We start from the raw sequence: 13996 nt of genomic DNA on the forward strand, positions 1-13996 counted from the left end.
CGCTACGGCGTGCGCCGACGATAGCGCCCGCACCAGCCCTTTTATGTAGAGGAAGGCAAAATATGGCTCCGTCGCAGGGTGCTGACCAATCTCTGTCGCTGCACACAGACCCCCGGCTGGATCTTGTTGCCGGCCTCACGGCGGCCGCGGTCGTTCTGCCGAAGGCCATGGCCTACGCAACCGTCGCCGGCCTGCCGGTGAGCGTCGGTCTCTACACCGCCTTCGTACCGATGATCGTCTACGCATTCCTTGGTACTTCGCGGGTCCTGAGCGTCAGTTCAACGACCACGCTCGCCATCCTCACGGCCACCGAACTCGGACTGGTTGTGCCGGACGGCGACGCAGGCCGGTTGATCACCGCGACAGCCACGCTCACTGCCCTCACAGGCCTGCTCCTGATGGCGGCCTCGGTCCTGCGGTTTGGATTCGTCGCGAACTTCATTTCCTCGCCGGTGCTGACCGGCTTTAAGGCGGGCATCGGGCTGGTGATCGTCCTGGATCAGGTGCCGAAGCTTTTTGGCCTCCACATCGCGAAGGAAGGGTTCTTCCGGGATGTTCTAAGCCTCGTCCATCATCTCCCCGAGGCGTCTGTTCTCACGGCTGTGATCGGAGCATCCGCACTTGTCCTGTTGCTGGTCATGGAGCAGATCTGGCCGCATTCGCCAGCCCCGCTCGCGATCGTCGGCGGCGGTATCGCTATATCATGGCTGGCGGGGCTCGGCGCGGCTGGCGTCTCGACAGTGGGCTTTATTCCGCAGGCGCTGCCGTCGTTGACGTTTCCTGACGTGGACATGGTCGTCCAATTGCTGCCGGGGGCGATTGGTATCGCACTGATGAGCTTTACCGAGACGATTGCCGCCGGCCGCGCCTTCGCGGCGCCGGCCGAGCCTCCGATCAGAGCAAACCGGGAGCTTCTGGCCGATGGCGCTGCAAACCTTGCCGGGGCATTTTTCGGCGCGATGCCTGCGGGAGGCGGCACGTCGCAGACGGCCGTTGTTCGTGCCGTGGGAGGACGGACACAGAAGGCCTCGCTCGTCACGGCAGCGGTCTCCGCCGCCACGATGCTGATCCTGGCCCCACTGCTTGGGCTCCTGCCGCAAGCAGTGCTAGCGGCCATCGTGATCGTTTATTCCATCGGTCTGATCCAGCCCGGCGAGTTCAGGTCGATCCTCAAGGTTCGACGGATGGAGTTTCTATGGGCGCTCGCCGCCTTCTTCGGCGTGCTGTTGTTCGGCACCCTTCAGGGCATCGTCGTCGCCATCGCCCTTTCTCTTGTCGCTCTGTCCAGGCAGGCGGCCAATCCACGGATCCATGTCATAGGCCGCAAACCAGGCGGGGATGTCCTGCGTCCGGTTTCATCGGAGCATCCCGATGACGAGACCTTCGACGGATTGCTGATCGTGCGGCCGGAGGGCAGGCTGTTCTTTGCCAACGCCCAGCAGATCGCGGACCGGATCGGCGGATTTGTCGCTGAGGCGAAACCCAGTATTCTCCTGCTCGATCTCAGCGGCGTCTTTGATATCGAATATTCGGCGCTTCAGATGATGATGGAGAGCGACCAACGTCTCGCAAAGCAGGGGGTCGGTCTTTGGCTCGCGGGCCTCAATCCGGATGTCCTTGCCTACGTTCGGGCGTCGGGATTCGCCGACCGGCTCGGCCGGGACCGCATGTTTGCGACGGCGGGCGCCGGCATCCGCCATTACCAGGACAACGCCCAGCCCCTAACAGAACGCACCGCAAAAACGTGATTTAGGTGCCGCACGGAGGAGCCTTTGTCAGCCGGAAACGTGCGTGATTGGCCTTTGATGGGCGAGCGCCTCTATGCCGCATGGAGCCTTGCATCCAGCAATTTTACCGAATTGCTCAAACGGGTTCGAGCCCGCCCTGTTGGAAACGTGCGGCTTTGTTTGGGCAAGGTCGCCAGCGTCGGTCTGGGGTTGGTGAGCTTCGTCGCGTCAGTGATCATCGCCGGCCGCAGGCACCAACTGCTGGTATCACGTGAGGCATTGGCGACAAACGGCTAAACCGCAACGGCGGCCAGCGCGATGCCAGATCACCAAGAGAAGTCCGGCAACCGACCATTCACGTGGATCCCGCAGCGATCGCTGCGTTGTGCGTTGCGAGCGTCTGCTGGGCCGCGGCGGCGACGCTGTCGTCCTTTCCGCCTGAGACCTGCACCGTGGGCACCGCGATCTTGATGCCGTTCTCGTTGAATGCCTGATGGATCATCCGCAGAGCGCGCCGCTTCAGCGTGAACTGCTGGCCGGGCTGCGTCATGACCTTCATTCGCAGCAGAAGTCCAGAGTCGCCCAGACTGTCGATGCCCTGCATCTTCAGCGGTTCAATGGTGGTCGGCTTGAATTCCGGATCCTCGAACAGCTCCAGACCGATCTTCTTGATGATCTTGCGCGCCTTGTCGATATCGGCATCGTAGGTCACAGTAATCGTCATCTTCTCGATTACCCAGTCGCGGCTCAGGTTCTGAACCGCGCCGAGTTCGCTGAAGGGGACGATATAGACTGCACCGCGATGATGTCTAAGCTTGATGGACCGCAGGCTGAATGACTCGACGTTACCCTTGTAACTGCCGCTCTGGATGTATTCTCCAACCCGGAACGCATCGTCTAGCAGGTAGAACATTCCGCTGATGACGTCCTTCACGACCGTCTGCGCCCCGAAGCCGATGGCGACGCCAACGACGCCGGCACCTGCGATCAACGGTCCGATTTCAACGCCGAGCGACGACAACGCCATCATGATCGCGATGGCGGCGAACAGGATCATCAGGACATTGCGCAGGATGGGCAGCAATGTCCTAAGGCGCGTCCGACGCCGTTCCTGCTCGCTACCAATCGCGAGGACCGCTTCCGTGTCGCCGAGTCTGCGATCGATCAGGACCTTCACGACGCTCCAGGCAAGATCCACGACCATGAGAATAATCCCGGCGCTCAACACACCACGGATCAGCCGCAGGGCGGGGGAGTCCTGCATCGTCATTCGTGTTAGCTCGACGTTGAGCATATCCGCGAGAAAGACGATCGCGCCGATGATCAGGACGGCGCGTATGCCGCGCTCCACGATCACCGATGCGACGGTGCTTTTTCTGCTTTCCTCTTCCATATCCGCGCTATGCAGAATGTTGTTTACCGCGGCCCTGGTGAGGGCGATCGCTCCCGGCAGCGCGGCGCACACGACGATGATCCAGAACAGCTTCGTAGCGCCGACCACCCATAGCAGCCAGACTGCGGCAAAATAGGCGGTCCAGAGGCAGTTCCGGGCACGAATGCCAATTCGACCCGACCGTGGAGTTTGAGAGAACACAGAAGGACGTCGCCAAACGGCTTCGATGCCGATGATGAGGAGGACAACGCCAAGCGAGTAGGCCACGAGCTGGCGCGCGTGAACGGAAAAGCCAAGACTGCCGAGCAGATGGATGGTCACCCAGCCGAAGGCATACCAACCCACAGCATATCCGAGCCGCCTTGCCCAATGAGCGGCGACCTCGTCCGAGACGGGTATAAGGCGAAATTGATTTTGTGCCAGCCGATGGGGGGCGAGGATCACGTCGAAGACGGCACTCGCAAGGCGGAAGACGACGACGGCAAACAGGTAGCCGACGACGATCTCGCGGACGAGCGGCGGCCACTCGAACACAAGGAAAAATCCGATGCTGCCCAGCCCGAAGGCCAGAACGTAGCAGACGGCCCAAAGCAGTCTTGCCCCCACGGCTACCAGTCTCTCTCTCACGGTGAAGATGGGCGCGCGCGACATCCACAGGCGCCATCCGGCGCTCGAACGCCAGAACACCCATTGTGCGGCGAGCCCTGCGACGACAAAGGCGGCGATGAGGAAGATTGGTCGCGTACCGCCGTTCGCTTCGACGTCGCGCTCGAGGACGGCCGCCCCACGCATCGTCTCTGTGGGAAATGACCGTGCCGCTAAAAGCATCGCGCTGGTATGGGTGCGAAGGCGTGTTGTGACCTCGCTGAAGGAAACGTGCGTGTCCCTGGCCTGCGTGGCTGGTTCGGGCGTCGCCCGCGCCGCGGCAGCCTGCTGCTGGAGAAAAGTCTGGACGGCGGGATCGGCGAACATCGCTAAGAACCGTTGAACGCTTTCCGGCTGCGAGATGGGAGCTGGCTGGCTCTGCGCGGCCGTCGAAACAGCCATGAGGGCAACCAGCATGAAAGCCGCTGTACGGACCATGCTTCGAACCCAGGCAAAATTCGGGATTGCTGCCATGTTTCTATCCTGTCCTGACTGCTAGCGCGCCTCCTGCGAACGAATGCCGGCAGTCATTTGCCTCCCGTTCCCAATCTGCTCACCTGGATCGCAAAATTGTCTCTGGTGTCGGCATCGATGACTGCGAGTTCAGCTATTCATTGGCGTCGTCGCGCGTGATCTCCTCGGCCTTCAACGTGGCCAAGTCAGTGCTCACTTTGTTCCTCGCGTGGTCAATCCGACATAACCCGCTTCGTTTCCGCCCACCGCGGGTGTCAACTCGAGCCCTGAGGATAAACTATGCGAAAACGTGAAATCTTACCCGTAGCATCACGTATCTTACAGCCTTTGGCCGGTCCTATCGAGGCTGCTGGCCCGAAGGCGCTCGCCGTTATGCCTCGCTGGATCAAGGTTGCATCCTGACGATATTCCGGCCCTCGCGATGTGCGTCGTCTGGCGGCCGTGATCTCGACGTCTCCGGCCAATCCGTGGTCTCTGTGAAGGCCGAACCAGGATGGACACCGCCGCTTCCAAATGTCGGCGTCAATCGCGTGCATAGCCTGCTTCCGTTCCTCCGCCCACGCATGGTTCGCGGGCCAGTATGATACCGTAACATACTGCACATTTTGGATTCTTTCTCGTACACCAGTAGGTGGCGATCTGCCGTGTCTGTGTCGTGATTGGAGTGAAAGATGGACGAAGGCGTGGCTTTAGCTACGCGGCGGTTTCCAGCCCGCGCTGGTCGCGGCTCTATCAAGAGAAATCGAAGAGGCGCTCGATGTCGGTGCCGCCTGACGTGGGGAAACGGGCGGCATTCCGCAGAACAGTTTGATATTCTTCTAGGTGGTGGGAATGGCAGAAGAAATTCACCCAGCGGCAATCGAGCATTTGCCGATTTTCATCACTCCGCCCGGCCAGACGGACTACCTTTTCGTTGCCATCGCCATCTTCCTTTTGCTGGCGGTGCTTGCCGTTGGCAATTTATACTTTCAATTGCACGCCCTTCCTGAACGCAGGGCCCACCGCACGAACAAAGTACAAATGGAGATCGTGGCCGTCCTGGCGCTCATCTCGCTGTTCACCCATAACCATATCTTCTGGATTGCCGGTCTGCTCCTGGCCTTCGTTCAGTTTCCCGACTTCTCGACCCCGCTTTACTCCATCGCCCAATCCCTCGGCAAACTCTCCGGCCGCACGGCTGAAATGACAGGTGATGATGCTCTGATTCCCGAGGATCCGGGGGACGCCGTGGCGACGCAGCCGCCGACCAAGACCAGCGCGCATGGAGAGGACATCTGAATGTTTGAGTTGATGCTCTGCTCCATGTTGACGATTTTGCCCGATTATCTTTTCCGACGGTACGGTCAGGGAAAGCGGATCGGCCGCGAGATCACGCTTTATACGGTGTGGTACGAGCTCCGGTGGGGGATCACCGCCTGCTTGCTTCTGACCGTATCGCTGATCACGATGATCTTTTACTTTCACCCTTCGACCAAGAGCGTCACGGCGATATTCCGGACGGTCACGATCCTGCCGGAGGCAACCGGACGTGTAGAAGAGGTTTTCGTTGGACTGAATCAGAAGGTCGTGGCAGGTGCGCCACTCTTCCGGCTTGATGCGTCCGAACAGGAGGCGGCGCTGGAGACCGCCCGTCGGCGCATTGCCGAAGTCGAGGCCGAGATGAAGGTGACCCAGACCGAGCTCGCAGGCGTGGACGGCCAGATCAAAGAGGCGCAGGGCGCCTATCAGACGGCCGTCGACGAATACGAGATGAAGGCCGAGCTCCTGACGAGCAACGCCGTCGCCAGGCGCGAGGTCGAACGCCTAGCGACGCAGATCGACAGCCGTAAGGGAGCGCTCGAGGCAACGATTGCGAAAAAGCAGACCATGGAGACACAGATCTCCTTGCTGTTGCCCGCGCAAAAAGCAAGCGCCGAAGCAGCCTTGGCACAGGCGCAGGTCGAATTCGACAAGACCATCGTTAGGGCAGGCGTCACGGGGACCGTCCAACAGTTTACGCTCCGTCGCGGCGACGTCGTCAGTGCAATGTTGCGTCCTGCCGGTATCCTTGTGCCAGAGGGTGCTGGACAAGGCACGCTGATTGCCGGCTTCGGGCAGATCGAAGCGCAAGTTATGAAAAAGGGGATGATCGCCGAAGCAACCTGCGTTGGGAAGCCATTTACAATCATTCCAATGGTCGTGACCGAAGTGCAGCAGGTTATCGCCGCCGGACAACTGCGCGCCACGGAGCAACTGATCGATGTTCAGCAGATGGCGCAGCCGGGAACCCTGACCGTCTTTCTACAGCCCCTCTTTGCCGGAGGGCTAGATGGCGTCCCGCCGGGAAGCAGTTGCATCGCCAACGCCTATACCAACAATCACGATGCACTCGCTGATCCGAATATCGGCACGCTTAGGGGGTTTTCCCTGCATATGATCGACGCCGTCGGACTTGTGCATGCGATGATCCTGCGAATGCAGGCTGTGCTGCTTCCTGTCCAGACACTCGTTCTGTCGGGGCATTAAAACCACTCGCCGCGAACCCTATCGTGGCATCGGTGACGTCGTGCTGGATATCGGGTGAATGACGTGGCCATTCGGACGCGGCCGGCTTCGATCTTGCGCGGGTACTCGCTGCCAACCTGCGGCGCTGGTCCAAAGGCAGAAAGAGATGTCCGCATGGCTCGCGTTTTCGGATGAACTTGATTGGTCAAGGCGCATGATGTTCGTGGCTGCTGCGACCGCCGCCGTGTCCGTCAATGCCGCGGAGAAGAGCGATGACTTCGTCGACGTTCGGAAACACTGCGACCTTACATACCTTTGGAGAGACCCGCCCGATCTCAAGGCCTTCAACGAATGCATGAAGCAGGCGCACTATCGGCTCCATTTCTCACCGACATGCCAAATCGGGAGCCGAAGGGCGCAATGCTACGATCTGCGGCCCTAGCCAGTGGCTTAACCGGCCTGAAAGCCGAAGGACAGAAGTGGTCGAAAAATAGACTTTCCTATCATCAAGGGGGCGTGCGATGGGACATAGCCAGACCGGACGCGCATTTTTCAGGTCGACGTTTCGTTTGTTGCTTGTGTTGTGGCCGATCCTGTCAGGGATCTTCATGGTTATGGTCGCATGCGAGCTTCCCGCCGGACGAACAGAAGGCTGGTCGTTGACCGACGCCCTCTATTTCACCCTCGTGACTGGCCTTACGATTGGCTACGGGGATATGACGCCGCACCTCTTTTCATCGCCCGTTCTGGCAGTCGTCATCGGCTTTTCCGGCATCGTCATTACCGGGCTTGTCGCGGCAGTCAGCGTGCAGGCACTGCGCGGGGCGGGGATCGATCCCAACTCGTGAACGCGACGTCGGTGCGTCCTTTCATCAAGGAGGCTTCTATGAGCTATGTATGGAATGAAATCCGACAGAACCGGCTCCTATGGCTACTCGTCATGGTGCCTGTCGTGATTGCAGCGCAGAAAATCAGCCCGAGTGCGCACACACCTCTTTTCCTGCTGTCGCTTTTGGCGGTGATCCCTTTGGCTACCTTGCTCAGCAACGCCACGGAATCCGTGGCGGCCAAAACCGGGGATGCCGTTGGCGGGCTTCTCAATGCAACGCTTGGTAACCTCACCGAACTTATCATTGCACTTACCGCGCTACGCCTTGGCCAGTTCACCTTGGTGAAGGCCTCGGTGGCCGGAGCTATCGTCGCCAACACGCTATTCCTCTTGGGGGCGTCGTTCTTGCTTGGCGGATTGAAACACCATGTCCAGGACTACAACCGCGGGAACGCCCGTCTGCAAACCAGCCTGCTGTTTCTGGCGACGGTTGCCTTGATCATCCCTTCGGCCGTCGGCTCGGCCGGTTCTGAGGCCGCGCCGGAATTCCTGCAGCAACTGAGTGTCGGCTTGTCGGTGCTCCTCATCGTAGCCTATGGGCTGGGCCTCCTCTTTTCGCTGAGAACCCACCGCGAACTGTTCGGTGCCACGGAGGAAGTCGCGGAGGAGCACGCCCCTTGGCCCCTAAAGGTGGCCCTCGCCACGCTTGCCGGAGTGACGGTGATGGTGGGGCTCGTCAGTGAAATATTCGTCGAATCCGTTCAGGTGGCTGCCGAGACGTTCGGGATGACCCCGGCATTCGTCGGCTTTATCGTCGTTGCGCTGGTCGGCGGAGCGGCGGAGATGGCCTCCGCCTTTTCGGCGGCCCGCAAAAACAGGCTGGACTTGAGTGTCGGAATAGCTCTCGGCAGCGCCGCGCAGATCGCCCTCTTCGTCGCTCCGGCCCTCGTGCTTCTCAGCTATGTGATCGGCCCCACTCCGATGGATCTGCAATTCTGGCCAGGGGTGGTCGTCATGATAATAATTGCCATGATGACTGCGATCATCGTTACAAATAGCGGCCGATCGACGTGGTTTGTCGGCGTGCTGATGCTGATGGTTTACCTCATCCTCGCCATGACGCTGTATTTGTTGCCTCCACATAGCCAGTAGGCCGGAGTTGCCCCTCGCGCCTGCGTGATACTGCGCGCCGTTGCCGCCAGGCTCCCGGCGTTTGATCAGTTGGGGCGAAATACTCCCGTCAAAAACCTCTTCACCGTGGCTTGTGCCGCCTCGGTCGCAGCTTTGTCGTAACCCACGGTCGAACCGAGTTCCACACAAGCATCATTGAAGGTGAAGGGCTTGCCAGTCTCGACATTGAGTACCTTGCCGTCTTCCTCGCGGCGCTGACAATTGCGAGACGATTGTGCGCTTTGAATAACGGAAACGAACCGCGCATCCGGGTTATCGAATCCGTGGTGCGCGCCGGGATACTCGGTCATGACAGCGTCCTTTCCGGCGGCGTTGAGGCGCGTGATGTAATCAAGGCACGTCGCAGCCAGGGTCGTGTCGTCCGCCGCGCCGTGGAATTCGCGGACTGGTGCGTCGGCAATGTCGAGTTCATCGACGAAGTGAATGTTGCACGCAGGATAGAACGAAAGATGTGCGGCAATGCGCGCCTTTGTCGGCCCATGGAGAGCTTGGAAACGCCGCATGCTGGTATAGAGCGCTGCGGAGCCACCGCGCGAGAAGCCTATCACGGCGATGCGTGATGGATCGATCCGCGGGTGGGCCGCGAGCACGTCGACGGCGCGATAGGTGTCGTAGAATTGTGCGAAAGGGCTCAGCCGCGACTGATCTGTCTCGACCTGGTCTATGCCTCGACCGCCGAAGCTATCAAGGCGGAACGTGGCGATGCCCATTCTGTTGAGAAATTCGGCCCATCGGGATGCCGACCCACTCTTCACGCCGTTGGAGCCGTGGAGCAGAATGACGGCTGGAAGATGTTCATCCCAACTGGGAAATCGAAGCTCGCCCGTCAACGTCACAGCAACCCCGTTCGCCGTGTCTCCCTCCAGGAACTGCTCGTCCGTCAGGGTGAGCGACGGAACGTTCAACCTCTCGTCTGGCGGAAATTTCGGCCGGACTTCCCCGGCGTGTCCTTGCGATGCGAACAGTGTCAGGATGAACAGAGTGAGGGCGGCTCCGATAAAACGTGCCATGTCAAGCACCTCCGACTTGGCGCTCAACTTAGCACGTTAAGCCGCCAAACCACATGACTCCATCAACTTGAGTCGGACTGATGATACCAGCCAACCAGCAAGCCCTTCTTGTGGCGCAAGAGTCATTCATCCGATGTCTGGTGGCATTTGCTGCCGAACTCCGTTGAATTAATGGTTGGGAAGCCGAATTTGAACAATTCGGAAGAAGCCGAAGGCCCAAAGCAGAGAACACAATGCGTTGAAGGGCCCGTGTGCGTAAATGAGTGACGAGCCCTTCTTCGTTGACCGACGGCACCTGCAGGGTTGGGCGGCAAGCCGCCCGCCCCGGCATTGTTTAAAGCCCGTTGTCCTTCATGATCTGTGCGGCGTTGTCCTTGGTGATTTTCATTGTGTCGAGCGTCACCGTCTTCTCGACCTTCTCACCGTTCAGGAACTTTATCGCCTGACGTAGACCTTCGGCACCCGGCGTCGCATAGAGAAAAGTCGCGCTGAGTTCGCCGTTGTTCACCCAGGTCACGCCTTCGCCAGGCAGGCCGTCAATGCCTATGAATTTGATTTCCTTTTCCCGGCCTGCATCCTTAGCGGCAAGATAGGCGCCGTAAGCCATGGGATCGTTGTGCCCATATACCAGATCGATCTTTTCATTATTGCGCAGCGCCGTCGCCATTATATTATAGGCTTGGTCCTGTTTCCAATCGCCCGACTGTTGATCCAACAGGTTCTTGATGCCAGGCTCCTTGTCCGTGAACTCATGGAAACCGTCATGGCGGTCATGCGCCGGCTGTGTTCCCATCCCTCCCCAGATTTCCACGACGTTGCCCTGCGCTTTGCCTTTCCCACCCAGCAACTCGACGGCGTATTCCCCCGCCGCGCGGCCGATCAGTTTGTTATCCCCGCCGACGAACTGATTGTATTTGTCCGTGTCGACATTGCGGTCGAGGACGAACACGGGAATTTTTGCATCGATCGCCTGCTGGACGACGCCCGTCAGTCCCGCAGATTCCTTTGGCGAGACGAGCAACGCGTCCACTTCCTGACGGATCAGGTTTTCGACATCGGCCACTTGCTTCTCGGTCTTGTCTTCGCCATCGGTGATAATCAGCTCGACTTCAGGGTGTTTGGCAGCTTCGGCGACGATGTCCTTGTTGAACTGCGCACGCCAGGGCTCGATCGTGGTCGCTTGAGAGAAGCCGATGCGCCACTTCTTGTCTTGGGCAAGGGCATCTCGCGAGGGAAGCATGGCAGTCGTTGCGGCAAGCGCTGCGGCAAGGACGGCCAGTCTCATGATGTCGCGACGTTTCATTTTTCGTTTCCTCCCAATGTTAGAGACACAGTGTCTCTCGACGCCCGCTCCTCTGCGGACGCGTCCCTTTGCGCCGGACGGCGGCCCGAAAGCCGCAGACGGGCGAGAATATCGCCGACATTCCGCTCCTGGACGAGCACAGTGCCGATAATGATGACGCCCTTCAGCACCAGCTGAAGATTGGAATTGATGTTGTGGAGTTGCAGGATGTTCGACAGAAGTCCGAAGATCAGCACACCGCAAAAAGTGCCCGCGAGGCTGCCCCTGCCGCCCATGAGGCTGGTGCCGCCGATGACGACGGCGGCGATTGCATCTAGCTCGAGCCCCGCACCGGCATCCGGCTTTCCCTGCCGATATTGTGCCACGTAGAGCACTGCTGCGACGCCGGCGAGCAGGCCCGAAATTGCATAGGCGACGATCTTCACTCGACCCGCATTGATGCCGGAAAGTCTTGCCGCTTCTTCGTTGCCGCCGATTGCATAGACGTAGCGGCCAAAGGGGGTCAGCCGCAGAACGGCGCCGTAAACGATGATCGCGACAATGAAAAGTATGCCGGGCATCGGCACAATGCCGAACACAAGCTGCCTCAGCATATCGAATTCCCCAGCCGCATTCGATCCAGTGTAAACCGGGAGCACGGCGTTGTTCTGTCCGGCGGTCAGCCGCGCGACGCCGAGCGCCGATACCATCATTGCCAGCGTAACGATAAAGGGCTGGAGGCGGCCCGCGACGATAACGACACCGTTGATCGCGCCGAAGAGAAGGCCGACGGCGGGTGCGACCAGCAAAACGCCGAGAACACCAAATTTCGTCTGTATCTGCGGCAAGAGGAATGTGAGTAGCAGCCCACAAAGAAGGAGGCCGGCAGCGGCAGGCAGGACCGTGCCGCGCATGCGATCCAGCCGGATCTCTCGATTGCTGATGCCTTCTTTCCGCAACTTTGCCAGGTTTACGAAGATGAACCGAACGACGACTGCGCCGACCAGCAATGCCGCAAGCCCGACGGCAGGCAAGCCTAGGAACACGGCAGGCGTCACGCCGGACACGGTCAGCAGCATAGCGCAGACCACGCTGCAGATGGCCATCAGCGATCCGACCGAAAGGTCGATGCCGCCGGTGATGATGACTGCAGTCATGCCGGTCGCAATCAGCCCGGTCGTCGATACCTGCCGCAAAACGTCGAGAAGATTGCCCGAAGACAGGAAAATGTTCTTTCCCGAAGAGGTCACCGGCGACCAGAGGACTCCGATCAGAAAGATGGCAATTAGGCCCCAATAGAGTTTGGTTCGGGAGATCAGCTTCAGGACGGTCATGCCGCTGGCCTTCCGTGTCTTGCGCTGCGCGGCGCGGCAAGCTGCATTATCCGCTCCTCGCTTGCGTCCGCACGTGTGAGGAGGCCTGTCCGACGGCCCTCGGCCATCACCAGGATACGGTCAGCAAGATGCAAAAGCTCCGGCATTTCCGAACTGACGACGACGATGGCAAGGCCCTCTGCTGCGAGCTTGAAGATGAGATCGTAGATTTCGCGTTTCGCCCCGACGTCAATCCCGCGCGTCGGCTCGTCGAGAAGCAGGATACGGGGCCTGGTGGCCAGCCACTTTGCGATTACCACCTTCTGCTGGTTTCCGCCGGACAGCGTAGCGGCCAGCTGTTTGATCCCACCGCAACGCACGCCGAGCGTTTCGACAGCTCTGCGAGCCAGCGCAGCTTCCGCGTTGAACGCGCGAATGCCGAAGCGTGCGATCCGGCCCACCAGAGGCAGCGCGACATTGTCTGCTATCGAATCGCGAAGATGCAGCCCTTGGGTCTTGCGGTCCTCGGTCACGAGCGCCATACCGAGCCGGCGCGCATCAAGCGGGGAACGAATGTCGACGAGCCTTCCGTCTATCCGGATTTCACCGCCGCGACGCCCGTCGCTGGACCCGAAGATCGTCTCAAGGATTTCGGTTCGGCCGGCACCGAGCAGCCCACCGATGCCGAGAATCTCTCCCGGGCTTACCTCGAAGCTCACGCCCTTCAGTACGTTGCGCCACCCGTGTCGCTCAGCGACGGAAAGAGACAGTCCATCAACGGAAAGAACGGGGAACTCGCCGGGGCGGTGATCACCACGCGTCGCTTCCAGCAGATTGCGGCCGACCATGGCAGCGATGACGGTGTCTTCGTCCAGCTCGCCGATCGATTTGGTCCAGACATGGCGGCCGTCGCGAAATACCGTGACGCGGTCGCTAAGATGCATGACTTCGTCGATCCGATGAGAAATATATACGATTCCAACGCCGCCGGCGGCAAGCTTCCGCATGATCTTAAATAGCCGCTCGCATTCGCCAGGCGAAAGCGCCGATGTTGGCTCATCCATGATAAGGATGCGAGCTTCGATCGAAAGCGCCTTGGCGATCTCGACCAGTTGCTGTTCGCCCACCCGCAAAGACGAGACCCGCCGTTCCGGGTCGAGCTCTATGCCGAGGCGCCGCAGCAGAAGCCGTGCTGCCTCCAGGCTTGCCTTGCGGTCCACGAACAGGCCGGCGATCAGCCGCTCCCTACCGAGAAAGATATTGTCAGCGACGCTAAGGTCGGGAACGAGATTCAGTTCCTGATGGATGATCGCGATGCCGGCGGCTTCCGCGTCCCTAACACTTGTGAACCGGACAGGGGCATCGTTGATACAAACAATACCGTCGTAGTCTTGATAGACGCCCGAAAGGATCTTCATCAGCGTCGACTTGCCGGCGCCATTTTCGCCCATCAGCGCGTGAATCTCGCCGAGTCTGAGTTCGAAACGGACGTCCTTGAGGGCGCTGATGGCACCGAAGGTCTTGGAAATGGATTCCGCCGTCAGCACCGCGGGTTGGGCTGCGGCGCTGACATCATCCGAAAACAATGGCTTCGAACTATCATCGCGCATGACGTTGGCAGCCTCCCTGCGCCTACATCCGACGATTT

General features: G+C 59.8%; 11 protein-coding genes. 6 read left to right on the forward strand and 5 right to left on the reverse strand.

Annotation, left to right across the window (positions count from 1 at the left end):
• Positions 1–62 precede the first annotated feature (62 nt).
• Both LPU83_RS61725 and LPU83_RS61730 read left to right on the forward strand, forming a co-directional pair.
• Positions 63–1748, forward strand: a complete 1686-nt coding sequence (locus tag LPU83_RS61725) for a SulP family inorganic anion transporter (RefSeq protein WP_024316527.1) — start codon at positions 63–65, stop codon at positions 1746–1748.
• A 57-nt stretch (positions 1749–1805) separates the two neighbouring features.
• Positions 1806–2024 carry a hypothetical protein gene (locus LPU83_RS61730; protein WP_024316526.1) on the forward strand — a complete coding sequence of 73 codons (219 nt, stop codon included), beginning with the start codon at positions 1806–1808 and terminating at the stop codon, positions 2022–2024.
• 58 nt (positions 2025–2082) lie between these two features.
• On the opposite strand, the gene LPU83_RS61735 is transcribed toward LPU83_RS61730, so the two are convergent.
• Complete coding sequence (locus tag LPU83_RS61735; protein ID WP_051166707.1) at positions 2083–4182, reverse strand: mechanosensitive ion channel family protein; 2100 nt, start codon at positions 4180–4182, stop codon at positions 2083–2085.
• A gap of 888 nt (positions 4183–5070) precedes the next feature.
• Between LPU83_RS61735 and LPU83_RS61740 the strand changes: the two genes are divergently transcribed.
• From LPU83_RS61740 to cax, 4 genes are all read left to right on the forward strand, one after another.
• Entirely contained in the window at positions 5071–5517 is a 447-nt protein-coding gene (locus LPU83_RS61740) for a hypothetical protein (protein ID WP_024316524.1), read from the forward strand.
• Positions 5518–6744: an HlyD family secretion protein gene (locus LPU83_RS61745; RefSeq protein ID WP_024316523.1), complete on the forward strand. Its 1227-nt coding sequence runs from the start codon at positions 5518–5520 to the stop codon at positions 6742–6744.
• Positions 6745–7337: 593 nt separating this feature from the next.
• A complete protein-coding gene (locus tag LPU83_RS61750; protein ID WP_342214012.1) occupies positions 7338–7571 on the forward strand; it encodes a potassium channel family protein in 234 nt (77 codons plus the stop codon).
• Positions 7572–7609: 38 nt separating this feature from the next.
• Complete coding sequence (gene cax / locus LPU83_RS61755; protein ID WP_024316520.1) at positions 7610–8704, forward strand: calcium/proton exchanger; 1095 nt, start codon at positions 7610–7612, stop codon at positions 8702–8704.
• Between the two features lie 65 nt (positions 8705–8769).
• Here cax and LPU83_RS61760 read toward each other — a convergent pair whose 3' ends face one another.
• The 4 genes from LPU83_RS61760 to LPU83_RS61775 all read right to left on the reverse strand — a co-directional run bounded on the left by LPU83_RS61760 (position 8770) and on the right by LPU83_RS61775 (position 13958).
• Complete coding sequence (locus LPU83_RS61760; protein WP_024316519.1) at positions 8770–9753, reverse strand: dienelactone hydrolase family protein; 984 nt, start codon at positions 9751–9753, stop codon at positions 8770–8772.
• 334 nt (positions 9754–10087) lie between these two features.
• Positions 10088–11056, reverse strand: coding sequence for a substrate-binding domain-containing protein (locus LPU83_RS61765; RefSeq protein WP_024316518.1), 969 nt, complete (start codon positions 11054–11056; stop codon positions 10088–10090).
• Positions 11053–12369, reverse strand: a complete 1317-nt coding sequence (locus LPU83_RS61770; protein ID WP_040680810.1) for an ABC transporter permease — start codon at positions 12367–12369, stop codon at positions 11053–11055. The genes LPU83_RS61765 and LPU83_RS61770 overlap by 4 nt, the downstream gene beginning before the upstream one ends.
• Positions 12366–13958 (reverse strand): sugar ABC transporter ATP-binding protein, encoded by a 1593-nt coding sequence (locus LPU83_RS61775; RefSeq protein ID WP_024316516.1) that lies wholly within the window; start codon positions 13956–13958, stop codon positions 12366–12368. Before LPU83_RS61775 ends, LPU83_RS61770 begins: the two co-directional genes overlap by 4 nt.
• Between the last annotated feature and the right edge of the window lie 38 nt (positions 13959–13996).

Origin of the sequence: Rhizobium favelukesii (assembly GCF_000577275.2) — a bacterium.
Taxonomy (GTDB): Bacteria; Pseudomonadota; Alphaproteobacteria; order Rhizobiales; family Rhizobiaceae; genus Rhizobium; species Rhizobium favelukesii.